The organism is Streptomyces sp. NPDC052687, from assembly GCF_040678395.1.
In the GTDB taxonomy this organism is placed as follows: Bacteria; Actinomycetota; Actinomycetes; order Streptomycetales; family Streptomycetaceae; genus Streptomyces.
This window is the reverse complement of the sequence record NZ_JBFATR010000010.1, coordinates 110,115-133,164: the sequence shown is the minus strand read 5'-3', so window position 1 is coordinate 133,164 and position 23,050 is coordinate 110,115. Positions and strand designations below refer to the sequence as shown.

Sequence of the window (23,050 nt, the reverse complement as noted above, 5' to 3'; positions counted from 1 at the left end):
CGGAACCGAGAAACCGCTCACATACACACACTCGGGGGTCACGGGACGGTACCGGTCGGACAGGATCGACGGGTACCGTGGATGCGGCCCGGGACCGCGGGAGGACATCGCAAGGAGCTTCAGGTGTTCAATGACATAGGACCGCTCGAGCTGGTGACGCTCATCGTCCTCGCCGTGCTCGTGTTCGGTCCGGACAAGCTCCCGAAGGTCATCCAGGACGTGACGCGGACGATCCGGAAGATCCGTGAGTTCTCGGAGAGCGCCAAGCAGGACATCCGGCAGGAACTCGGACCGGAGTTCAAGGACTTCGAGTTCGAGGACCTCAACCCCAAGACGTTCATCCGCAAGCAGCTGGACAACGACGACCTGGGGCTCAAGGAGATCCGCAACACCTTCGACCTGAAGAAGGAGATGGCCGAGGTCACGGACGCGGTCCACGGCCGCGACACCGACTCCTCGGCGTCCTCTGCGTCCTCTACGTCCTCGTCCTCCGGTGCGCGCGTCGACATGAGCAAGAAGCCCGAGCCCGCGGACACCCGCCCGCCGTTCGACGCCGACGCCACCTGAGGCCCGCCGCACGGCACGGGCCCCTGCTCCTGCACGGCGCGCTCGCTGTGACCCCACGCGCGCCGCTTCGCACGCCCCCGCGCACGGCGTGAACCCCGCCCTCGGGCGACCCACGCGCCGGGCGCATTCCCTGCTGCCCCGAGCGGTGTGGATATGCTGCCGAGTTGTTGTGCGGACCGTACGCAAATAAGCAACGCCGCCCGAAGGGGGGCGGGCGACCGGTCCGACGAGAGCGAGGAGGCGTCCGGGTACATGGAGACGACGAGTCGGTCAGTCGCGCAGACGCCGGCCGCGGAGGGTGGACAACAGGTCCCCGCCGCCCGGCGGGCGGTCGACGGCTACCTGCGAGCGTCCTTCCCGTGGTACGGCCTCGACGAGGCGTTCACGGGGCCGCGTTGGCTGATGCAGGTCGGTACGGCGGCCGACGGAGCCGTGGAGCACGGTTCGATCGGACACGGTGACGAGCCCTCGGTACGCGGGGACGTGGGGCCGGAGGACAGCCGGGAGCGGTTCGCGGTCGTCGTGACCGTCGCGGCGAACCCCTCCCGCCGGAGCGCCGACGGCACGGGCCTGTTGGAGGCCACGACGGTGTCCTCGGCGGCCTGGCTGGCCGGGGTGGGACTGCTGTCCTTCACCTGGCCGGGGCAGATGGACCACAGCCTGCGCGACGACTGGCTGGAGCAGCAGACCGAGACCGCGTGGGAGCTCGCCGACGACCTGGACGGGCCCGAGTGGTCGACGCTGAGCCTCCCGGTGGACGGGGTGCCGACGCCGTTCCACTACCGGGAGTCCGAGTACGGCTGGGTCCTCGCCGGGTCGACGCAGCAGGGCGTCCACGTCGGGGCGTACGGCCGCGGCATGAGTGCGTACGGCCTCGGCTTCGCCGCGATCAAGGACATCGCCGCGTACGAGTAGAGCCACGCACGGAGACGCGAGACCACGCAAGAAGGGGCGCCGCTGCTGTGCGGCGCCCCTTTCGTGACACGCGGGAGCGGGAAAAGCGCGGTCCTCAGAACTTGTTCTTCGGGGTGATCCCCAGGGACAGTCCCGACAGGCCCCGCTGCCGTCCGCCCAGCTTGCCCGCGATGGCCCGCAGCGCCGCGCCCGCCGGGGACTCCGGGTCGGTCAGGACGACCGGCTTGCCCTCGTCGCCGCCCTCGCGCAGGCGGACGTCGATCGGGATGGAGCCGAGGACGGGGACGCTCGTGCCCGTCGTACGGGTGAGGCCGTCGGCGACCGTCTGGCCGCCGCCCGTGCCGAAGACGTCGACCATCTCGCCGCAGTGCGGGCAGGGCAGGCCGGACATGTTCTCGACCACGCCGACGATCTTCTGGTGGGTCTGCACGGCGATCGAGCCGGCCCGCTCGGCCACCTCGGCGGCGGCCTGCTGCGGGGTCGTCACGACCAGGATCTCGGCGTTCGGGATCAGCTGGGCGATGGAGATCGCGATGTCGCCGGTGCCGGGCGGCAGGTCGAGCAGGAGGACGTCGAGGTCGCCCCAGTAGACGTCCGCCAGGAACTGCTGGAGCGCGCGGTGCAGCATCGGGCCGCGCCAGACGACCGGCGCGTTGCCCGGCGTGAACATGCCGATGGAGATGACCTTCACGCCGTTCGCCGACGGCGGCATGATCATGTTCTCGACCTGGGTGGGACGGCCGTCGGCGCCCAGCATCCGGGGCACCGAGTGGCCGTAGATGTCGGCGTCGACGACGCCCACCTTCAGGCCGTCGGCGGCCATCGCGGCGGCCAGGTTGACCGTCACGGACGACTTGCCGACGCCGCCCTTGCCGGAGGCGACCGCGTAGACGCGGGTCAGGTTGCCGGGCTTGGCGAACGGGACCTCGCGCTCGGTCTGGCCGCCGCGCAGCGCCGCCGCCAGCTCCTTGCGCTGCTCGTCGCTCATCACGTCCAGCGTGACGGCGACGCGGGTGACGCCCTCGACGCGGGAGACCGCCTCGGTCACCCGCTGGGTGATCGTGTCCCGCATGGGGCAGCCCGAGACCGTCAGGTACACGGTGACGGCGACCGCTCCGTCCGCCCCGATGTCCACCGACTTGACCATCCCGAGTTCGGTGATGGGGCGGTTGATCTCGGGGTCGTTCACCGTCGCCAGTGCTTCGCGCACCGCGTCTTCCGTAGCCATAAGGACGATGGTACGGCCCGGTAGCCGCCCCTCGGAAAGGCTGTCAGCGGTCGTCTACGTCACGTCCGTGCGACCGTTCCGCCGGGAATCCGCCGGGAACACGACCGCCTCGGAGCGGTGGCCGTCCCGCCGCTGCTCCAGCTCTCTGACGAGGTCGTGCAGCTCGGAGCGGATCCAGTCGCGGGTGGCGACCTCGCCGAGGCCCATGCGCAGCGCGGCGACCTCGCGGGTCAGGTACTCGGTGTCCGCGATGGACCGCTCGTTCTGCTTGCGGTCCTGTTCGAGATTGACCCGGTCGCGGTCGTCCTGCCGGTTCTGCGCGAGCAGGATCAGCGGGGCGGCGTAGGAGGCCTGGAGCGACAGCGCCAGGGTCAGGAAGATGAACGGATACTCGTCGAACCGCACGGACTGCGGCATCAGGGTGTTCCAGGCGACCCAGCAGATGATCGTCACCGTCATCCAGACCAGGAACCGCCCGGTGCCGATGAACCGGGCGACCCGCTCCGACAGCCGCCCGAAGGCCTCCGGGTCGTACTCGGGCAGATAGCGGCGCCGCGGCGGGGCCGGCTGGTCGAGGCGGGCGCGGGGGCGGCCGGTCGCCGTCGCCCCGGCCGGTGTCCGCTCGCGCGCGCTGTCCCGCTCAGGCGCCATGGGCGGCCGTCCCCTCGTCGAGGTGGAACTCGGTCTCCCGCCAGTCCTCCGGCAGCATGTGGTCCAGTACGTCGTCCACGGTGACCGCGCCCAGCAGCGACCCGGACTCGTCGACCACGGGCGCCGCGACCATGTCGTACGTCGCGAAGAACCCGGCGACCAGCGGCAGCGCGGCGTCCGGCGCGAGCGGCTGGAGGTCGTCGTCGACGAGCGAGCTGACCAGGGTGTACGGCGGGTCGCGCAGCAGGCGCTGGAAGTGGACCGTGCCCAGGTACTTGCCGGTGGGGGTCTCGTCGGGCGGGCGGCAGACGTAGACCTGCGCGGCGAGCGCGGGGGACAGGTCGGGGTTGCGGACCCGGGCGAGCGCGTCGGCGACGGTGGCGTCCGGACGCAGCACGATCGGCTCGGTGGTCATCAGACCGCCGGCGGTGTGCTCCTCGTACGACATCAGGCGGCGCATCTCGGCCGCGTCGTCGGGCTGCATCAGGCCCAGCAGCCGCTCCTGCTCCTCCTTCGGCAGCTCGGCGAGCAGGTCGGCCGCGTCGTCCGGGTCCATGGCCTCCAGGACGTCGGCGGCGCGCTCGCCCTGCAGCTTGCCGAGGATCTCGATCTGGTCGTCCTCCGGCAGCTCCTCCAGGACGTCGGCGAGCCGGTCGTCGTCGAGGGCGGCGGCGACCTCGGCGCGGCGCTTGGGGGAGAGGTGGTGCAGCACGTTCGCCAGGTCGGCGGCGCGCAGCTGCTCGAAGGTGGCGAGCAGGTTCTCGGCGCCCTGCCCGTGCTCCTCCAGCGAGAAGCCGGTGACCTGCGACCACTCGACGGTCAGGGTCTCGCCCTTGGCGCGGCGGAAGGCGCCGCCCTTCCTCCCCTTGCGCACGAACACCCGGTCGATCTCCCAGTCGCGGCGGGCCGGGAGCTGCTGCACCGACAGGTCGAGGACGGTGACCTCCTCGCCGGTCTCGACGAGGGTGACCCGGCGGTCCAGCAGCTCGCCGAAGACCAGCCGCTCGGTGGGGCGCTGCTCGAAGCGCCGGACGTTGAGCACGCCGGTGGTGATGACCTGGCCGGACTCGATGCCGGTGACCCGGGTCATGGGCAGGAAGATCCGGCGCCGGGTGGCCAGTTCGACCACCAGGCCGAGCAGCCGCGGCGGCCGGCGGGCGACGCGCAGCATCACGACGAGGTCGCGCACCCGCCCCACCTGGTCGCCGTTGGGGTCGAAGACGGCGATGCCGGCGAGGTGCGAGACGAAGATCCGGGGGGCGCCCGCTGCCATGCTCTCCACACCTCCGCTTCCGTGCCGCTGCCGCGCTCCGCCGTCGTACGGCCGGTGCGCTCCGTACGGCCGCCGTGCCGCTTCCGTGCTGTTTCGGTGTACCGCGCGTGTTATCCGGATTGCCCGTTCGGGTGGGCTTCAGGCTAGCCCGTCCGGATCGGATACGCCCTGGTGAGCGGTCCGGTCGGACTGGCTCCGCCGGACCCCGCGCACCCCGGTACTCTGCGGTACGCCGACCGGACCCCCGTAGAAAGGCAGCCCCACCTGTGACCGCGATTCCCCAGGGCCGTATCCGTCGGGCCACGCTGACGAGCGCGCTGTGCGCGCTGGTGGTGAGCGGCGCGGGGCTGACGGGGTGCAGCAGCGAGGACCCGGACGCGGGCACCAACGGGGTGGGCAAGCTGTCCCCGGAGAAGATCCAGGCGAAGACCCTGGCCGCCGCGGAGTCCGCGGCCGCGGTGCGGCTCTCCGGGACCGTGGTGACCAGCGGCCGCACCTACAAGCTGGACATGCGGCTCAAGGGCGACGGCGGCACCGGGTCGGTCACCGCGGAGGGCGCCGCCTTCGAGCTGCTGCGGGTCGGGGACCAGCTGTACCTGAAGGCGGACAGCGCGTTCTGGAACCCGGAGGGCGGCAAGGGCGGCGGCGACGCGGCCGCCGCGGACAAGCTCGACGGCAAGTACGTCAAGGTCCCCGAGGGCGACCCCTCCTACAAGCGGTTCAGCGGCTTCACCGACAAGGACGTCCTCCTGGAGAGCCTGCTCACCCTGCACGGCACCCTGGAGACCGACGGCCGCCACAAGCGGGCCGGCGTCCGCACCATCCGCATCACCGGCGACCAGGGCTCCGGCGGCACCCTCGACGTCTCCCTGGAGGGCAAGCCCTACCCGCTGCGCCTGGTCCGCGGCGGCGACGCGGGCACCCTGACCTTCTCCGCCTGGGGCAAGGACTTCCCCCTCACCGAGCCGGACAAGAGCGAGACGGTCGACTACGGCCCGCAGCTGCCGACGTCGTAGCGGGCCTCCGGGGCGCTACGTCCGCGCAGCAGACCTCCGGGGGCTACGTCCGCGCAGCAGACCTCCGGGGGCTACGTCCGCTTGCGGCGCTTCAGCAGCAGCCGCGGCAGGGCCGCCGGGATCGGGCGCCGGGTCGTCGCCGGGCTGGGCAGCGGCGCCTGTGCCTGGGAGTCCTCGGGCAGCGGCAGCGTGACACCCGTCGGCTCCAGGCGCAGCACCCGGCACTCGCGGCGCCAGCGCTCGGGCATCGCCTCCCCGTCGGGCGCGTTCAGCCGCTTGCCCTTCAGCTCGGCGACGGCGGCCTCCCACGCCTCGGACCGCGGGGCCAGCTCCACGACCGTCGCCGTCCACGACACCACCCGGCCGCCCTTGTCCTTGCTGCGCACCGTCACCTCGGCGGTGGCCCCGTCGGTGAGCCCCGGCAGCGGCTGCTCGCCCGGTCCGTCACCGACCACGCAGGCCGCGCCCTCGTGCCAGGCGTGCCACAGCGCGCGGGCGGGCACCTCGGGACCCTTCACCCAGATGAGCCCGGACTTCTTCGTGGCCTCCTCGACGAGGGCCCGGTCGAGCAGCTCGCTTGTCATGGGCCCAGCCTATCCAGGCCCTCGCGCCCGGCCCGGGTCAGAGCCAGCCGTTGCGCTTCAGCGTGCGGTGGATCCCGAAACAGATCATCGCGGTGATCCCGAGCACCATCGGGTAGCCGAACCTCCACCGCAGCTCCGGCATGTAGTCGAAGTTCATCCCGTACACACCGCACACCATCGTCGGCACGGCGATGATCGCCGCCCACGAGGTGATCTTCCGCATGTCCTCGTTCTGCGCCACGGACGCCTGCGCGAGATTGGCCTGGAGGATGGAGTTCAGCAGCTCGTCGAAGCCCATGACCTGCTCCTGCACCCGGGCCAGGTGGTCGGCGACGTCCCGGAAGTACTTCTGGATGTCCGGGTCGATCAGCCGCATCGGCCGCTCGCTCAGCAGCTGCATCGGCCGCACCAGCGGCGACACCGCGCGCTTGAACTCCAGGACCTCACGCTTGAGTTGGTAGATCTGCCCGGCGTCCGTGCCGCGCGGGGTGCCCTTGCGCCCCGGCGAGAACACCTCGGTCTCCACCTCGTCGATGTCGTCCTGCACCGCGTCGGCGACCGCGATGTACCCGTCGACGACGTGGTCGGCGATCGCGTGCAGCACCGCCGAGGGGCCCTTCGCCAGCAGCTCCGGGTCGTCCTCCAGCCGGTGCCGCAGCCCGCGCAGCGAGCCCTGCCCGCCGTGCCGGACGGTGATGAAGAAGTTCTCGCCGGTGAAGCACATCACCTCGCCGGTCTCGACGACCTGGCTGTTGGCGGTCAGCTCGTCGTGCTCGACGTAGTGGATGGTCTTGAAGACGGTGAAGAGCGAGTCGTCGTAACGCTCCAGCTTGGGCCGCTGGTGGGCCTGGACGGCGTCCTCCACGGCCAGCGGGTGCAGCCCGAACTCCCCGGCGATACCGGCGAATTCGGCCTCGGTCGGCTCGTGCAGCCCGATCCAGGCGAACCCTCCGTCGCGGCGCACCTGGCGCATCGCCTCCTGCGGCGTCAGCGGCCGGGAGCTGGCCACGCGCGCACCGTCGCGGTAGACGGCGCAGTCGACGACGGCCGAGGCGGTCGCGGGGTCACGGGTGGTGTCGTAACTCCCGGTGTCCTTGCGCAGCGCGGGGCGGGACGGGCGGACGGCGGCGCGCAGGTCGCGGATCATCGACATGGGCAGGCTCCTTCGCAACGGGCAACGAAAGACCGCCGACGACGGGTGGAACTACCCGGAATGAGGACGTCTTCTCGACTGCGGATGTTTGGCACGTCCACAAAGCGGGGAGCACCGCACCGTCGCGGTGGCGAGTTCGCTACTGAGTCAGCTGCTGATGCAGACCAGACAGACCAGACAGAACAGACAGATCAGGTAGAGCGAAACGACGTGCTCTTCCGGGTGACCCGGATGAAGGCGCGCATGCGAAAGGCGGCAACCAGCCAGAGCGAGAGCAGCTACATCAGAGACCGGAAGAGCGGGTGCTACTGCACGGTCGACTTCGATCCATGACAGCCCCACCTCCTCCGGCCGGTCCCTGCTGAGGGACGATCCCAACCCCCTAGAGGGTTCCCGTGGCGTCGGGACTTCACCCGCACGCTTGCCGCGTGCTGCCCGACCACCGGCCAAGAGTATCAGCCGACTGAAGTGTCAAGGCGTTGCTTTGCCCGGTCCTGACGAGTTCTATGCTCGCCGCATGGCTGATGTTCTCCCTTTGGTCGAAGCCCGGTTGTGTACCGCGCTCGGCGAGCCCGACGCCCGCGCCGCGGTCACCTTCCTCGGCACGGACCGCATCGAGGTGCTGCGCTTCCACGAGGGGGACATCGTCCGCTACGCCACGCTCGGCATGTCCGCCCAGCCCATGGCCGACCCGACCGCGGTGCTCGCCGACCCGGTCAAGGGCCCGCGCGCCGAGCTGGTCCTGTCGGTGCGCGCCGGGCTCGCCGACACCGACAAGGTGCTCCGCCCGCTGGCCGTGCTCGCCGCGTCACCCCAGGTGGAGGGCGTGGTCGTGGCCCCGGGCGCGTCCCTGGACGTGGGGGAGCCGCTGTGGCCGGGCGCCCCGTTCTCCTCGGTGCTGGTCGCCGAGCCGGGCGGCCTGGTCGAGGACCTGGAGCTTGACCCGCCGATGGACGCCGTACGGTTCCTGCCGCTGCTGCCGATGACGGCGAACGAGGCCGCCTGGAAGCGGGTGCACGGCGCCCAGGCGCTGCGGGAGCGCTGGCTGAGCCAGGGCACGGACCTGCGCGATCCGCTGCGCGCGTCCGTCCCGCTCGGGTGACCGGTTGCACGAACACGCGCGTCTCACCAACGCCCGCGTCGCACGAACACCGGCGTCGCGTCTCACCAACGCCCGCCCGGTGCCCGTCAGTTGCCGAGCCGTCGAACATGTGAACGCTGTGCTGCCGGCCGGCCCGTCTGCCCTCCTGGCGGCGCGTCACCCCGCCCTTGTCCCCTTTTCCGTCCGGACGGGTGATCGTCCTTGACGTGACGCGGCGCGGGTAGGACCGTGGAGCCCTATGAGGGGCGAACCCAGTTGCCCGAAGTGCGGTGGCCGGGTCAGGGCGCCCGGACTCTTCGCCGACTCGTGGCAGTGCGATGTGCATGGCGCGGTCCATCCGCTGCAACCCGTGGTGCCGCCCAGCGTCGAGGCCCTCGCCGTCGTGGTACGTCGCGCCCAGGTGCCGGTGTGGATGCCGTGGCCGCTGCCGATCGGCTGGCTCTACACGGGTGTGCTCTGCGCCGGCGACGACCGCAGTGGCGGCCGGGCCACGGCGCTGGCCTGCTCGGGACCCAGCCCGCTCGGCGGCGTCGGCGAGCTGGTCCTGATCGCCGAGGAGCTGGGCGTCGGGCTCGGCGCGCGGTACGCGGGCATCGAAGGCCCGGACCCGGGGCCGTACGTGGACGTCGAGAAGCCGCCGCAGGCCAAGGTGCTCGCCGCCGGCCGGCCCACCCCGCTGTGGCATGTCTCCGGTACCCCGGACGACCGGGCGGTCTTCGCGGGCGAGGCGCGCGGGCTGTGGCTGTGGGCCGTGGTGTGGCCCGAGCAGTCGGGGCTGCTGATGTACGACGAGCTGGTGCTGACGGACCTGCGGGACGCGGGGGCCGAGATGGAGCTGGTGCCGTGCGGGGCGCTGTCCCCGCGCTTGCTGTCGCCCGATCCGGAAGGGTGACCGGGGCGGAGGATACGGGTGCCGGCGGCGTGCGCGGGTGGGCGCGGTCGGCCGACGCAGGGCGTCCGCGTGACGCGCGTGTAAAGGGCGCACGCCGGTAGCGGGTGTGACGGCGGGTGTTCGAGTGCGGCTATCCTTGGGTGTCCCCTTCCGTGTCGTCACCCGCTTGGAGTACGCGTCGTGCGCATAGACCTGCACACCCACTCCACCGCGTCCGACGGTACGGACACCCCCGCCGAGCTGGTGCGCAACGCCGCCGCGGCCGGTCTGGACGTGGTCGCGCTGACCGACCACGACACCACCCGCGGACACGCCGAGGCCGTCGCCGCGCTGCCGCCGGGGCTGACCCTCGTCACCGGCGCCGAGCTGTCCTGCCGGATCGACGGGATCAGCATGCACATGCTGGCCTACCTGTTCGACCCCGAGGAGCCCGCCCTGCTCGCCGAGCGCGAGCTGGTGCGCGACGACCGGGTGCCGCGGGCCAAGGGCATGATCGCCAAGCTGAACGAGCTGGGCGTGCCGGTCACCTGGGAGCAGGTGGCGCGCATTGCCGGGGACGGGTCCGTGGGGCGGCCGCATGTGGCGTCCGCGCTGGTCGAGCTGGGTGTCGTCGGCTCTGTGAGCGACGCGTTCACCCAGGACTGGCTCGCCGACGGCGGCCGGGCCTTCGTCGAGAAGCACGAGACCGACCCCTTCGAGGCGATCCGGCTGGTCAAGGGCGCGGGCGGGGTCACCGTGTTCGCTCACCCCGGCGCCGCCAAGCGCGGCCGTACGGTGCCGGAGTCCGCGATCGCCGAGATGGCCGCCGCGGGCCTCGACGGCATCGAGGTCGACCACATGGACCACGACCCGGACACCCGGGCGCGGCTGCGTGGCCTGGCCAAGGAGCTGGGGCTGCTCGTGACCGGCTCCAGCGACTACCACGGCAGCCGGAAGACCTGTGTGCTCGGCGAGTACACGACCGACCCCGAGGTGTACGGGGAGATCACCCGGCGGGCGACCGGTGCGTTCCCGGTGCCGGGCGCCGGTGGAGCGGTCTGAGCGGTCCGAGCGGCCGCCTGATCCCTCACGTCCCCCCTCTTTCCTTCAGTGCAAGGCCTGTAGCTCACCCATGTTCGACATCGCCGTCTTCGGCTCTCTGTTCCTCACCCTTTTTGTCATCATGGATCCCCCTGGGATCACCCCGATCTTCCTCGCCCTGACCGCGGGGCGGCCCGTCAAGGTGCAGCGGCGGATGGCCTTCCAGGCCGTCTGCGTCGCCGGCGGTGTGATCACCGTCTTCGGTGTGCTCGGGCACCAGATCCTCGACTACCTGCATGTGTCCGTGCCGGCGCTGATGATCGCCGGCGGGCTGCTGCTCCTGCTGATCGCCCTGGACCTGCTCACCGGCAAGACCGACGAGCCCAAGCAGACCAAGGACGTCAACGTCGCCCTCGTCCCGCTGGGCATGCCGCTGCTGGCCGGCCCCGGCGCGATCGTCTCCGTCATCCTCGCCGTGCAGAAGGCCGACAGCGTGAGCCTCCAGCTGTCGGTGTGGTCGGCGATCCTCGCCATCCACGTCGTGCTGTGGCTGGTCATGCGGTACTCGCTGCTGATCATCCGGGTCATCAAGGACGGCGGGGTGGTGCTCGTGACCCGGCTCGCGGGCATGATGCTGTCCGCGATCGCCGTGCAGCAGATCATCAACGGCGTCACCCAGGTGATCCAGGGCAGCTGAGCAGGGCTGTCCCTCGCCGCTCAGGGCAGCTGGTCCGGGCGCGGCGGCAGTGCGTGGTCCGGACGCAACAGAGCCCCGTACGGCCGTCACGCCGTACGGGGCTCTCAAGCATGTGGGTTACGAGGCCGGGGTGTCGGCCGGACGGATCCACAGGCGCTGACCGATCGCGGCGGCCTGCTGAACGATCCGGTTGACGGAGGCGGCGTCCACGACGGTGGTGTCCACGGGCGTACCGTCGACGTCGTCGAGGCGCAGAATCTCGAAGCGCATGGCTTCTCCCTTCGTCTGGTCATCCTCCCGGAGGAGAACTACTGGTGGGTGGCCCACGGTGCGACGGTGCACCCTGTTCCTGACGGGTGCAACGCGATGGGTGCTACAAACATTCCCTACGCTAAAGAAATTTTTCGAAGAACTAATTACTGGCTCGTAAGCTTTCTGTTGCTTACGGATCGAGACTGATCGGGACCAGTTGTGTTCACAGTGTGACGGCGCGGACAATGGAGACAATGAACGACGACCTTTCGGCCATGGCCGCCCGTCTCGACCGGACCAACGAGCTGCTGGAGCGCATGCTCGCCGAGGTGGCCAAGACGCCCTCGACGCATGCGATCTTCGTGGACGCCGGGTACCTCTACGCGGCCGCGGGACGCCTCGTCGCCGGCACCGAGGACCGGCGCGCGTTCGACCTGGACGCCGAAGGTCTGATCGACGCCCTGATCGACCGGGCCCGCACCGTCTTCGCCGACAGCCGCCTGCTGCGCGTGTACTGGTACGACGGCGCCCGCCGCCGTATCCACACCGCCGAGCAGCAGACCATCGCCGAGCTGCCCGACGTCAAGGTCCGCCTCGGCAACCTCAACGCCAACAACCAGCAGAAGGGCGTCGACTCCCTCATCCGGACCGACCTGGAGTCCCTGGCCCGGCACCGCGCCATCAGCGACGCCGCCCTGCTCGGCGGCGACGAGGACCTGGTGTCGGCCGTCGAGGCGGCCCAGGGCTACGGGGCCCGGGTGCACCTGTGGGGCATCGAGGCACCCGAGGGCCGCAACCAGGCCGAGCCGCTGCTCTGGGAGGTCGACAGCCAGCGCACCCTCGACCTCGACTTCTTCAAGCCGTACGTCTCCCGCCGCACCGCCGCGGCCTACGACGCCAGTACCGCCGCCCGGCCCGCACGGGAGGACGTCCGCTTCGTCGGCGCGCAGATCGCCGCGAAGTGGCTGTCCTCGCGCGGCCGCGACGCACTGGTCGAACTGCTGCCCGGCCACCCCTACCTCCCCGGCTCGGTCGACCAGGACCTGCTGGTCGAGGCGGAGGGCATGCTCCAGTACTCCCTGCGCGGCCAGGCCGATCTGCGGCGGGCGCTGCGGGACGGCTTCTGGGAGCACCTCCAGACGCTGTACTAGCGCCCGTCCCGGCCGGCGCCGGCGGGATCAGCGCGCCGGGTGCTCGTCCCAGAAACCGGCCACCGCGAGGGCCGTCGGCAGCGGCTGGTCCAGGTTCGGCGAGTGCTCCGCGCCCGGTACGACCGTGCGGCGCGCGCCCAGCCGGCGCGCCATCTCGTCGAGCAGCGGCACCGGCCAGGTCTCGTCCCGGGTGCCGGACAGCACATGGCACGGCAGCGGTACGGCGGCCAGCTCACCGACGCGGTCCGGCTCCGCGCACAACTGCTGCCCCGTCGCGACGAGCTGCGCGGGCGAGTGGCCCAGCCAGCGGCGGCGCAGCTGCTCCGGACCGCCCAGCCCGCGCGCCGGACCGCCGACGTCCTCCGGCGCGCCCATCGCGAGGATCGCCTCCCACACCTCCGCCATCGGCAGCACGGCCAGCGCGTCGCGCAGCAGCTTCACCCGCGCCTGCTGCGCCGTGGAGATCTCCGCCGGGCCCGAGGAGACGAGGGTGAGCGAGGCGAAGGGGGAGTGGTCGAGGAGAACGGCCGCGCGGGCGATCTGCCCGCCCAGCGAGTGCCCCAGCAGATGCACCGGCGCGTCCGCGCCCAGCGCCTCGGCCTGCGCCAGCACATCGCGCGCCAACTGGCCCTGGGCGTACGCCGTCTCGTCGTCCGCCGGACCCTTCGACTCGAACTGTCCGCGCCCGTCCACGGCGACCGTCCGGTACCCGCGCGCGGCCAGCGGCTCGTGCATGAGGTGGAAGTCCTCCTTGCTGCCGGTGAACCCGGGGAGCAGCAGGGCGACACCGCGCGGCTCGGCATCCGGCGCGACGGGCGCGTCCACGACGGCGAACTCCCCGCGGGCGGTACGGAGCGGGTAGGCGCGGGCGCCGGGGGGAGGGGCGAGGGGGGCGGGGCTGGTCACGGGGGGAGACTAGCGCGGGTACGCCGACGGCCCGGTCCCACGCGAGGTGGGCCGGGCCGTCGAACGCGGTGCCTGTCGGCGCCGGTCAGCTCTCCACGGGCTCCGCGGCGGCCGCAGTGGCCGCGGTGGCCTTGCGGGTGCGGCGGGCCTTCGGCTTGGCCTCCGGCTCGGCGGCGGCCTGCGCGGGGATCTCCGCGGACGCGGTCGCAGCCGGTGCGGCGGGCTCGGCGGCCTTCCGCGTGCGGCGGGTCTTCGGCTTGGCCTCGGCACCCTCGGCGGTGTCGGCCGCCGTCTCGGCCGTGGCGGCCGTCTTGCGGGTGCGCTTCGGCTTGGCCTCGGCGGCGTCGGCCGCCGTCTCGGCCGCGGCAGCGGTCTTGCGGGTGCGCTTCGGCTTCGCCTCGGCCTCCGCAGCCTCCGTCGTCGCGGCGGGCTCGGCGGCCTTCCGCGTGCGGCGGGTCTTCGGCTTGGCCTCGGCACCCTCGGCGGTCTCGACCGCCGTCTCGGCCGTGGCGGCCGTCTTGCGGGTGCGCTTCGGCTTCGCCTCGGCCTCCGCGGTGGCCTGCGCGGGGATCTCCGCGGACGCGGTCGCAGCCGCTGCGGCGGGCTCGGCGGCCTTGCGGGTACGGCGGGTCTTCGGCTTGGCCTCGGTGCCCTCGGCGGTGTCGGTCGCCGTTTCGGCCGTGGCGGCGGTCTTGCGGGTGCGCTTCGGCTTGGCCTCGGCCTCCGCAGCCTCCGTCGTCGCGGCGGGCTCGGCGGCCTTCCGCGTGCGGCGGGTCTTCGGCTTGGCCTCGGCACCCTCGGCGGTCTCCACTGCCGTCTCGGCCGTGGCGGCGGTCTTGCGGGTGCGCTTCGGCTTCGCCTCGGCCTCCGGAGCCTCCGCCGCGACCGGGGCCTCCGTCGTGACGGCGGGCTCGGCGGCCTTCCGCGTACGGCGGGTCTTCGGCTTGGCCTCGGTGCCCTCGGTCGCCTCGGTGGTGTCGGTCGCCGTCTCGGCCGCCGCGGCGGTCTTGCGGGTGCGGGTGCGGGTCCTCGGCTTGGTCTCCGTGGCCTCGGCGGTGTCGACCGTCGCCTGAGCGGTGGTCTCCCGCTGCTCCGGCTCGGTCACCGCGGCCACCGGCTCGACGGGCGCCGCGGTCTCGACGGCCGGGGCGGCGGTCTCGACCGGCGTCGCCGACTCGGCGGACCGGCGGGTGCGGCGGCGGCGCGGCTTGGCCGGCGCTTCGGAGGCGTCCACGTCGGTGCTCGGGCCCTCCGCGGTGGTCACCGCGGCCTCGGCGGCGGAAGCCGTCGCCTCGACCGTGGCGGCCGGGGCGGCCTGTCCGGCCGGGGCACCGCCGCGGGTACGGCGACGGCGGCGCGGCGTACGCGGCGCGGTGACCGCCTCGGCGGAGCCGGCCGCCTCCGGGGCCTCCGAGGTGGTGCCGGCGGACGGCGCCGGGGCCGTCGCGTCGAGGGGGGCTCCGCCGCGCGTACGACGACGGCGGCGCGGCGTGCGCTCACCGCGCTCCGCACGCTCCCGCTCGGCCGGACGGGACTCGTCGCGGCCATCGCGGCCATCGCGGCCATCGCGGCCGTCACGGCGACCGCCTCGGGCGGTGCGCCCGCGGCCGCGGCCGCCCGGCTCGCCCAGGTCCTCCAGCTCCTCCGCGTCGAGTCCGGCGCGGGTGCGCTCGGCGCGCGGCAGGACGCCCTTGGTGCCCGGCGGGATGCCGAGGTCCTCGAACAGGTGCGGGGACGTGGAGTACGTCTCCACGGGGTCGTGGAAGTCCAGGTCCAGCGCCTTGTTGATCAGCTGCCAGCGCGGGATGTCGTCCCAGTCGACGAACGTGATCGCCGTACCCTTGGCGCCCGCGCGGCCGGTGCGGCCCACGCGGTGCAGGTACGTCTTCTCGTCCTCCGGGGACTGGTAGTTGATGACGTGGGTGACGCCCTCGACGTCGATGCCGCGGGCGGCGACGTCGGTGCAGACGAGGACGTCGACCTTGCCGTTGCGGAAGGCGCGCAGCGCCTGCTCGCGGGCGCCCTGGCCGAGGTCGCCGTGGACCGCGCCGGCCGCGAAGCCGCGGCGCTGGAGCTGCTCGGCGATGTCGGCGGCGGTGCGCTTGGTCCGGCAGAAGATCATCGCCAGGCCGCGGCCCTCGGCCTGCAGGATGCGGGCGATCATCTCCGGCTTGTCCATGGAGTGCCCGCGGTAGACGAACTGCTTGATGTTCGCGACCGTCGCGCCCTCGTCGTCCGGCGCCGTGGCGCGGATGTGGGTGGGCCGGTTCATGTACCGGCGGGCCAGGCCGATGACCGCGCCCGGCATGGTCGCCGAGAACAGCATGGTCTGGCGCCTGGCCGGGAGCATGTTGATGATCTTCTCGACGTCGGGCAGGAAGCCCAGGTCGAGCATCTCGTCGGCCTCGTCGAGGACGAGCGACTTGATGTGGTTCAGGTTGAGCTTCTTCTGGCCCGCGAGGTCGAGCAGCCGCCCCGGGGTGCCGACGACCACGTCGACGCCCTTCTTCAGGGCTTCCACCTGCGGCTCGTAGGCCCGGCCGCCGTAGATCGCGAGGACGCGTACGTTACGGACCTTGCCCGCGGTCAGCAGGTCGTTGGTGACCTGGGTGCACAGCTCGCGGGTGGGGACCACGACGAGCGCCTGCGGGGCGTCGGTCAGGTCCTCGGGCCGGGCGCGCCCGGCCTCCACGTCGGCGGGGACGGTGACGCGCTCGAGGAGCGGAAGGCCGAAGCCCAGCGTCTTGCCGGTGCCGGTCTTGGCCTGGCCGATGACGTCCGTGCCGGCGAGGGCGACGGGGAGGGTCATCTCCTGGATGGGGAACGGGGTGACGATGCCGACGGCCTCCAGGGCCTCGGCGGTCTCGGGAAGGATCCCGAGCTCTCGGAACGTCGTAGTCAGGGTGCTGCCTCTTCTGTGTGGGCGGTGCGAGGCGAGCGCGGGGGGTCGTGTCAGACCGTGCCGGGGACGTCGGCTGCCTTTACGGGCGGGCCGTGGGGCACGGGACCGCGCCGACGCTCTAGCGCTCGTACCGCTGAGGGTTCCCTCCGATCGTCGTACGCGTGGTGCCGTACGGTCAGGGAGAGCTGTCGGGTCGGAGCCGATCGGGCCACCGACCGGGCATCCTCATACGTGCGGCCTGTCGAGACACATCGAAATCAGCCGACGTGCCAGCAGGCGCATTACCACCATACCCCGGATTCGCGCACATGCGATGGCCGATTCGGTCACGTAGTCGTCGTCACACCGAATCACGCGGTCAGTCAGGTGGTCCCGCGGGTCGTCGTTGTCACACTGAATGACCAGGGACTTCCCCGCAGCGGTGGGCGGGCTATTGTGCGCTTCATGACGAGCTCTGACAAGCCTGCGCACGCCGCCGACACCCCCGAAGCCGCCGCTCACACCGGCGTCGCCGCCCAGGACTGGGCGACGGCCGCCGCCGACCCGCAGTACCGGGCCGCGGTCGTGGACCTGCTGGGCGCGCTCGCGTACGGGGAGCTCGCCGCGTTCGAACGGCTCGCGGAGGACGCCAAGCTGGCGCCGACCCTGGAGGACAAGGCGGAACTGGCGAAGATGGCGTCGGCCGAGTTCCACCACTTCGAGCGGCTGCGCGCCCGGCTCACGGAGATCGGCGCGGAGCCGACCGCGGCCATGGAGCCGTTCGTCGCCGCGCTGGACGGCTTCCACAAGCAGACGGCGCCCTCGGACTGGCTGGAAGGTCTCGTCAAGGCCTACGTCGGCGACTCCATCGCCAGCGACTTCTACCGCGAGGTCGCGGCCCGGCTGGACTCCGACACCCGCGAGCTGGTGCTCGCCGTGCTCGACGACACCGGGCACGCGGACTTCGCCGTGGAGAAGGTGCGCGCGGCGATCGACGCAGACCCGCGCGTGGGCGGGCGGCTCGCGCTGTGGGCGCGGCGGCTGATGGGGGAGGCGCTGTCGCAGTCGCAGCGGGTGGTCGCGGAGCGCGACGCGCTGTCGACGATGCTCGTGGGGGGTGTCGCGGACGGGTTCGACCTCGCCGAGGTCGGGCGGATGTTTTCGCGGATCACCGAGGCGCACACCAAGCGGATGGCCGCGCTGGGGCTGGCGGCCTGAGCCGGCGCCCGGGCGCGGGCGTGGTTCCCCGCGCCCCTTCTTTCCGCCGGCCGGTTCCGCTAGCCGGCATCTCCGTCGGGCCGTCGTCGTCCGTCGCGCCGTCGCCGTCCCGCGCGCAGGCGTGCGGCCGCGTGCGGGCGCGGGGCCGCGCGGCGGCGGCTCAGGCCGTCGCCGAGTGACGGCGGAGTCTTCCCGCGGGGCGCAGCAGCAGTGACAGGGAGGCGACGGCGACCACGGCCGCGCCGATCAGGGTGAGCAGGAAACCTCCGGTGTCGAGGGCGCCGCGCGCGAGGAACGCGCCGAAGAGGCCCCCGGCCGCACCGGTCGACAGCACCAGGGGGCGGGCCGGCAGTCGGTGCGGCAGCCGGTGGACGTACGCCCACGCCAGGACCAGGCCGAGGATCGCGGAGCTGAAGGCTTCCAAGAGCATGTAGGGGTCCTCCCACGTGGCCGTCCTGCCCTAACGGTCACAGCCGGTCTTACCCCTGACCTGCGGAATGCAATCCACTCTGTGGAGGGTATGTGTGCCTCCCGCGAAGAAGCGGGCGCACGACGAGGGCCCGCCGGGGTGACACCCGACGGGCCCTTGCCGTTGTCTGTCGCGGTCTGTCGCGTCCGCGCTGCCTGCAGCGCGCCGAAGCCGACTGCGCCCTACAGCGCGCCGAAGCCGACCTTGCGCGGCGCCGGCTCGCCCAGCTCCACGTACGCGAGGCGGTCGGCCGGGACCAGGACCTTGCGGCCGTGCTCGTCCACGAGACTCAGCAGCTGCGACTTGCCGGCCAGTGCCTCGGCCACCACGCGCTCGACCTCCTCGGCACTCTGACCGCTCTCCAGAACGATCTCGCGGGGCGCGTGCTGCACGCCGATCTTGACCTCCACGGCTATGTCCCTCCGAACGGTCAGTGTTGCGCGGGCGTCCGCGCCGTACCCAGCACACATTAGCCCGGTGAGGGGACGCGCACGCTCCGCGCGAGAACGCCAGGAGCGAACAGCGGACGGGAACAAACGCGCCCCACCCGTGGCGTCAGTGGTGCGGCTGCTCGCCGTGGTGCTGTTCGCTGTGGTGCAGCGGGAAGCCGGCGATGCCCCGCCAGGCGAGTGACGCCAGCAGCTGCACCGCCTGGTCGCGCGGCACGCTGCGGTCGCTGTGCAGCCACGACCGGGCCACCACCTGGGCGAGGCCGCCCAGCCCCGAGGCGAGCAGCATCGACTCCGCGCGGGAGAGCCCGGTGTCCTCGGCGATGACGTCGCAGATGGCCTCCGCGCAGTCGTTGGTGACCTTGTCGACGCGCTCGCGCACGGCGGGCTCGTTGGTCAGGTCCGACTCGAAGACCAGGCGGAAGGCACCGCCGTCGTCCTCGACGTACGCGAAGTACGCGTCCATCGTCGCCCGTACGCGCTGCTTGTTGTCGGTGGTCGACGCCAGAGCGTTGCGCACGGCCTGGATCAGGGACTCGCAGTGCTGGTCCAGCAGTGCGAGATAGAGGTCGAGCTTGCCCGGGAAGTGCTGGTAGAGCACCGGCTTGCTGACGCCGGCCCGCTCGGCGATGTCGTCCATCGCGGCCGCGTGGTACCCCTGCGCCACGAAGACTTCCTGGGCGGCGCCCAGCAGCTGATTCCGTCGGGCACGGCGCGGCAGGCGCGTACCCCGCGGGCGTGCCGCCTCTGTCTGCTCGATGGCTGTCACGCCGCCTCCCAAAGTCGTCCACATGCGGTGTGCGCCGCGCCGCCATCGTACTTTTCGGTAACCGTGACGTGCGCGGTGCGCACGCAGAATTTCACGTACCGGACGGTGGCGAAAACGGCACAAGAGGTTTCAAACAGATGCGGAGCGGGCAAAAATCGGCCCCGTTCCTGGTCAGCGGTGCCGCGCGGCCGCGCGGGTCACCGGTAGTCGTCCTCGTCGAGGGAGACCACACGGGCCTGCTCGACGAGATCCGCCTCGTTCGCCCGGTCGGGGATCACCCCGGTCAGCGGGTCGTCGCGGTCCGGCTTCACTTCCGCGTGCTGCTCCGCCGCGTCGACCTCGGGGGCCTCGACGCCGAACTGCGGGGCTTCCTCCGCCTCGCCGTTGTCGAAGGTCTCGGGGTCGGTGGGGTCTACGGCCATGATGGGCTCCCTTCCTACGAACGTCCCTGGGAAAGCAGGGGCCACACGCGGGTGCCCTCTGTACGAGCCTAGGAGACACTCGATCAGGACGCTATGCGATCCGCGTCCGTATCGTCACACCGCGCGTCATTCATCTGGCCCCATTCGCCGGATCTCGGTGAAACCGGGTGTCCCGAGGCGGCGCTGAAACGACTCTGCACCCTGTGACGGCGAACACATGAACCACGACGTGATCACCTCGTAACATTGCCGCATGTCTTCGACCGAGCCCGCCTTCGTGCCGCCCGCCAACGTGCTCCCGAAGGTGGCGCCCGTCCGGGTCGCGGAGGGCGAACGGCTCAGGTCGGTCCGGCTGCCGGGGATCACCCTCTCGGTCCGTTCCCGGCCGCCCGCGCGCGAAGGGCTGCCGCCCGCGCTCTACGTCCACGGCCTCGGCGGTTCCTCGCTGAACTGGTCGGCGCTCATGCCGCTGCTGGACGACGTCGTGGACAGCGAGGCCGTCGACCTGCCGGGCTTCGGCGACTCGCCGCCACCGGACGACGGCGACTACTCGGTCACCGGGCACGCCCGCGCGGTCATCCGCTATCTGGACTCCGCCGGCCGCGGGCCCGTCCACCTCTTCGGCAACTCCCTCGGCGGCGCGATCGCCACCCGCGTCGCCGCGGTACGGCCCGACCTCGTCCGGACCCTGACCCTCGTCTCGCCCGCGCTGCCCGAGCTGCGGGTCCAGCGCAGCGCCGTCCCCACGGCGCTGCTGGCGGTGCCGGGAGTGGCCGCGCTGTTCACCCGGTACACCCGGGGGTGGACGGCCGAGCAGCGCGTGCGCGGCGTCACCGCGCTCTGCTACGGCGATCCCACGCGGGTGTCGCCGGAGGGCTTCCGCAACGCGGTCGAGGAGATGGAGCGGCGGCTGCGGCTGCCGTACTTCTGGGACGCGATGGCGCGCTCCGCGCGGGGCATCGTCAACGCCTACACCCTCGGCGGGCAGCACGGCCTGTGGCGCCAGGCCGAGCGGGTGCTCGCGCCGACGCTCCTCGTCTACGGCGGGCGCGACCAGCTCGTCGGCTTCCGCATGGCCCAGAAGGCGGCCCGCGCGTTCCGCGACTCCCGCCTCGTCACCCTGCCGGAGGCCGGACACGTGGCGATGATGGAGTATCCGGAGACGGTCGCCGGCGCGGTGCGCGACCTGCTGGCCGAACAGGCCGCCCGTGACACCACCGAGTCCGCGAACGCGGGGAGCTGAGACGCGACGTGGGACGCCACAGCCGCCGGGGGCCGGCCCCCAAGGACGGGACCACCGGGACCACCGGGACCACCGGCGCCAGCGCCAGGGGGACGGGACGACGGAGAGCCGCGGGGGCGGCGGCCGAGGCCGCGCCTGCGGGGGAAGCGGGGCCCGCGGGGCCTGCGGGGGGTTTGGGACCTGCGGGGCACGGGGGGCATGCGGGCCACTCGGGCCAGGCGGGGCAGTCCGTGTCTGCGGAGGGCTTGGGGGTTGCCGGTGCCGCCGGCGCTTCCGGTGCCCCGGCAAGCGGCGCCTCCCCGGGAGCGCCGGGGGCAGCAGGGGCTGCGGGAGCCGCGGGGAGAGCAAGGGCGGTGAGGCCCGGTTTCCCTGACGGGACGCCGCCTCGTGGTGTACCCGGATTCTCCGTCGGCACGCCCGGGCAGGGCGTGCCGCGCTTTGTCGAGGGGACGCCCGCTCATGGCGTACCGAGGCTGTCCGACGAAACGCCGGCGCACGGCGTCCCGAGGTTCGCCGACGAGGCCCCCGGGCGTGGTGCGCCGCGTTTCCCCGGCGGGACGTCGTCGGCGCAGGGCGGGGCGCGGTTCTCCGACGGAACGCCGGCACGCGGTGTCCCCGGGTTCCCTGACGGGACACCGGCGCACGGTGTCCCGAGGCTTGCGGAGGGGACGCCCGCGCGTGGTGTGCCCCGCTTCCCTGAGGGGACGCCCCCGCGTGGTGTCCCTCGCTTCGCTGACGGGACGCCTCCGCGCGGTGTGCCCCGCCTTCCTGACGGGACGCCGGCGCGGGGTGTGCCCCGCGTCCCGGACGGCACCCCCGCGCACGGCACGCCCCGTCGCTCCGGTGGCACCCCCGCGCGCGGGGTCCCCCATGTGCGCGGCGGGCACCCCGAGCAGCGGGAAGGCGGCGGAGGCTGGGGCGAGGTGGCAGGTCCCGGGGCGCACGATGCCGGGATACCGCCACAGCGGCCGAGCATGGGCCAGGCGGGCCAGGCGGGCCAGGCGGGCCAGGCGGGCCAGGCAGGCAAGGCAGGTCGGGCGAGTCGTGCCGGGGCGGCGGGAAGCGCGCCGGGTGCCGCCGGTGGCAGGCCGCGGCAGGACTACCTCGACGCCTTCGCCGCGGACGAGGCGGCCGACGACGTCTTCAGCCGCCGTACGCACCGTACGGACCGTACGCACGCGGCGGGCCCGGCCGAGCCGGCGGAACGCGCGGACGGCGCGGAGCCGTACGCCTCCACCGCTCGCCGGGACGGCTCCGGCGGTGACGGCACCCCGCCCACCGACGCGTCCGCGCGCGGGCGGGGCGGCAAGGGGCGGGCGTTCGCCGGAGTCGCCGCCGCGGCGGTGACCACCGTGCTCGCCGTGGTGGTCGCGGGGCAGGTCGCCGACGGGCAGGAGGGCGGCGCCGTACGCTCGCAGGCCGGAGCCGACAAGGCGCGGGCGGACCACGACTCCGCCTCGCGGGGCGACGGCCGGCCGACGCCGTCCGGCACACCGACCCCGGTGCCGCTGACGTACGAGCAGAAGATGGCCCGGAAGTACCCGCTGAGCCCGTCGCTGGTGGGCTCCGGGAAGTTCGAGGCGATCCCCGGCATCGACAAGGCGCCGGGGACGGGTGAGAAGTACACCTACCGGGTGGACGTCGAGGAAGGCCTCGGGCTGGACGGCGAGCTGTTCGCGCAGGCCGTGCAGCGGACCCTCAACGACGACCGCAGCTGGGCGCACAACGGCGGCCGCACCTTCGAACGCGTTTACTCCGGCGAGGTCGACTTCGTGATCACCCTCGCCAGCCCGGGTACGACCGCCGACTGGTGCGCCAAGTCGGGACTCGACACGACGATCGACAACGTCTCGTGCGACTCCGCGGCCACCGAACGCGTGATGATCAACGCCTACCGCTGGGCGCAGGGCTCGCCGACGTACGGCGACGAGATCCACGCCTACCGCCAGATGCTGATCAACCACGAGGTCGGCCACCGGCTCGGCTACTCGCACGTGACCTGCGACAAGGACGGCGATCTCGCCCCGGTCATGCAGCAGCAGACCAAGTTCCTGGAACACGACGGCATCCGGTGCCGGCCCAACCCCTGGCCGTATCCGCGAAGTTGACGCACACGTGACCTTCCGTACGCGTGTGATGTCTTAGCGCGACAGAACGCGGTCCGCACGGGAAAGTTACGACCGTTCACCCCT

22 protein-coding genes and 1 pseudogene are annotated in these 23,050 nt (G+C 72.6%); 11 read left to right on the top strand and 12 right to left on the bottom strand.

The window, feature by feature from the left end:
• Nucleotides 1-123: 123 nt before the first annotated feature.
• Nucleotides 124-567, top strand: a complete 444-nt coding sequence (locus AB0K92_RS12570; RefSeq protein WP_365922032.1) for a sec-independent translocase — start codon at nt 124-126, stop codon at nt 565-567.
• 252 nt (nt 568-819) lie between these two features.
• Nucleotides 820-1,482: a hypothetical protein gene (locus AB0K92_RS12565; RefSeq protein ID WP_365922030.1), complete on the top strand. Its 663-nt coding sequence runs from the start codon at nt 820-822 to the stop codon at nt 1,480-1,482.
• A 94-nt stretch (nt 1,483-1,576) separates the two neighbouring features.
• On the opposite strand, the gene AB0K92_RS12560 is transcribed toward AB0K92_RS12565, so the two are convergent.
• From AB0K92_RS12560 to AB0K92_RS12550, 3 genes and pseudogenes are all read right to left on the bottom strand, one after another.
• On the bottom strand, nt 1,577-2,710 hold the full coding sequence (locus AB0K92_RS12560; RefSeq protein WP_365922028.1) for an Mrp/NBP35 family ATP-binding protein: 1,134 nt from the start codon (nt 2,708-2,710) through the stop codon (nt 1,577-1,579).
• Nucleotides 2,711-2,753: 43 nt separating this feature from the next.
• Nucleotides 2,754-3,361, bottom strand: a pseudogene (locus AB0K92_RS12555) (DUF1003 domain-containing protein).
• Complete coding sequence (locus tag AB0K92_RS12550) at nt 3,351-4,634, bottom strand: CBS domain-containing protein (protein ID WP_166002169.1); 1,284 nt, start codon at nt 4,632-4,634, stop codon at nt 3,351-3,353. Before AB0K92_RS12550 ends, AB0K92_RS12555 begins: the two are co-directional and overlap by 11 nt.
• Before the next feature lie 266 nt (nt 4,635-4,900).
• On the opposite strand from AB0K92_RS12550, the gene AB0K92_RS12545 reads away from it, so the two are divergent.
• On the top strand, nt 4,901-5,650 hold the full coding sequence (locus tag AB0K92_RS12545) for a hypothetical protein (protein WP_365922026.1): 750 nt from the start codon (nt 4,901-4,903) through the stop codon (nt 5,648-5,650).
• A gap of 71 nt (nt 5,651-5,721) precedes the next feature.
• Here AB0K92_RS12545 and AB0K92_RS12540 read toward each other — a convergent pair whose 3' ends face one another.
• Complete coding sequence (locus AB0K92_RS12540; protein ID WP_365922024.1) at nt 5,722-6,234, bottom strand: hypothetical protein; 513 nt, start codon at nt 6,232-6,234, stop codon at nt 5,722-5,724.
• Nucleotides 6,235-6,271: 37 nt separating this feature from the next.
• A complete protein-coding gene (locus AB0K92_RS12535; RefSeq protein WP_365922022.1) occupies nt 6,272-7,387 on the bottom strand; it encodes a magnesium and cobalt transport protein CorA in 1,116 nt (371 codons plus the stop codon).
• A gap of 517 nt (nt 7,388-7,904) precedes the next feature.
• Here AB0K92_RS12535 and AB0K92_RS12530 point away from each other — a divergent pair.
• From AB0K92_RS12530 to AB0K92_RS12515, 4 genes are all read left to right on the top strand, one after another.
• Nucleotides 7,905-8,489 (top strand): suppressor of fused domain protein, encoded by a 585-nt coding sequence (locus AB0K92_RS12530; protein ID WP_365922020.1) that lies wholly within the window; start codon nt 7,905-7,907, stop codon nt 8,487-8,489.
• 238 nt (nt 8,490-8,727) lie between these two features.
• A complete protein-coding gene (locus AB0K92_RS12525) occupies nt 8,728-9,381 on the top strand; it encodes a DUF6758 family protein (RefSeq protein WP_365922018.1) in 654 nt (217 codons plus the stop codon).
• 180 nt (nt 9,382-9,561) lie between these two features.
• Nucleotides 9,562-10,422: a PHP domain-containing protein gene (locus tag AB0K92_RS12520; RefSeq protein ID WP_365922016.1), complete on the top strand. Its 861-nt coding sequence runs from the start codon at nt 9,562-9,564 to the stop codon at nt 10,420-10,422.
• A gap of 70 nt (nt 10,423-10,492) precedes the next feature.
• Nucleotides 10,493-11,098, top strand: a complete 606-nt coding sequence (locus AB0K92_RS12515) for a MarC family protein (protein ID WP_166002176.1) — start codon at nt 10,493-10,495, stop codon at nt 11,096-11,098.
• A 117-nt stretch (nt 11,099-11,215) separates the two neighbouring features.
• Here the strand turns inward: AB0K92_RS12515 and AB0K92_RS12510 are convergent, their stop codons facing one another.
• Nucleotides 11,216-11,368 carry a hypothetical protein gene (locus tag AB0K92_RS12510; RefSeq protein WP_166002179.1) on the bottom strand — a complete coding sequence of 51 codons (153 nt, stop codon included), beginning with the start codon at nt 11,366-11,368 and terminating at the stop codon, nt 11,216-11,218.
• Nucleotides 11,369-11,595: 227 nt separating this feature from the next.
• On the opposite strand from AB0K92_RS12510, the gene AB0K92_RS12505 reads away from it, so the two are divergent.
• Entirely contained in the window at nt 11,596-12,501 is a 906-nt protein-coding gene (locus AB0K92_RS12505; RefSeq protein WP_365922013.1) for an NYN domain-containing protein, read from the top strand.
• Between the two features lie 27 nt (nt 12,502-12,528).
• On the opposite strand, the gene AB0K92_RS12500 is transcribed toward AB0K92_RS12505, so the two are convergent.
• Nucleotides 12,529-13,407: an alpha/beta hydrolase gene (locus AB0K92_RS12500; RefSeq protein WP_365922011.1), complete on the bottom strand. Its 879-nt coding sequence runs from the start codon at nt 13,405-13,407 to the stop codon at nt 12,529-12,531.
• Nucleotides 13,408-13,492: 85 nt separating this feature from the next.
• Entirely contained in the window at nt 13,493-16,216 is a 2,724-nt protein-coding gene (locus AB0K92_RS12495; protein ID WP_365922009.1) for a DEAD/DEAH box helicase, read from the bottom strand.
• A gap of 528 nt (nt 16,217-16,744) precedes the next feature.
• On the opposite strand from AB0K92_RS12495, the gene AB0K92_RS12490 reads away from it, so the two are divergent.
• Nucleotides 16,745-17,506, top strand: coding sequence for a ferritin-like fold-containing protein (locus AB0K92_RS12490; RefSeq protein ID WP_166002182.1), 762 nt, complete (start codon nt 16,745-16,747; stop codon nt 17,504-17,506).
• A 160-nt stretch (nt 17,507-17,666) separates the two neighbouring features.
• On the opposite strand, the gene AB0K92_RS12485 is transcribed toward AB0K92_RS12490, so the two are convergent.
• The 4 genes from AB0K92_RS12485 to AB0K92_RS12470 all read right to left on the bottom strand — a co-directional run bounded on the left by AB0K92_RS12485 (nt 17,667) and on the right by AB0K92_RS12470 (nt 19,615).
• Nucleotides 17,667-17,936, bottom strand: a complete 270-nt coding sequence (locus AB0K92_RS12485; protein WP_365922006.1) for a hypothetical protein — start codon at nt 17,934-17,936, stop codon at nt 17,667-17,669.
• A 221-nt stretch (nt 17,937-18,157) separates the two neighbouring features.
• Nucleotides 18,158-18,385, bottom strand: coding sequence for a DUF3107 domain-containing protein (locus tag AB0K92_RS12480; RefSeq protein WP_073940165.1), 228 nt, complete (start codon nt 18,383-18,385; stop codon nt 18,158-18,160).
• 145 nt (nt 18,386-18,530) lie between these two features.
• On the bottom strand, nt 18,531-19,193 hold the full coding sequence (locus tag AB0K92_RS12475) for a TetR/AcrR family transcriptional regulator (protein WP_166002184.1): 663 nt from the start codon (nt 19,191-19,193) through the stop codon (nt 18,531-18,533).
• Nucleotides 19,194-19,390: 197 nt separating this feature from the next.
• A complete protein-coding gene (locus AB0K92_RS12470) occupies nt 19,391-19,615 on the bottom strand; it encodes a hypothetical protein (RefSeq protein ID WP_166002185.1) in 225 nt (74 codons plus the stop codon).
• Nucleotides 19,616-19,868: 253 nt separating this feature from the next.
• Between AB0K92_RS12470 and AB0K92_RS12465 the strand changes: the two genes are divergently transcribed.
• On the top strand, nt 19,869-20,858 hold the full coding sequence (locus tag AB0K92_RS12465; protein ID WP_365922003.1) for an alpha/beta hydrolase: 990 nt from the start codon (nt 19,869-19,871) through the stop codon (nt 20,856-20,858).
• Between the two features lie 428 nt (nt 20,859-21,286).
• Complete coding sequence (locus AB0K92_RS12460) at nt 21,287-22,966, top strand: DUF3152 domain-containing protein (RefSeq protein ID WP_365922001.1); 1,680 nt, start codon at nt 21,287-21,289, stop codon at nt 22,964-22,966.
• The last annotated feature ends 84 nt before the right edge of the window (nt 22,967-23,050 follow it).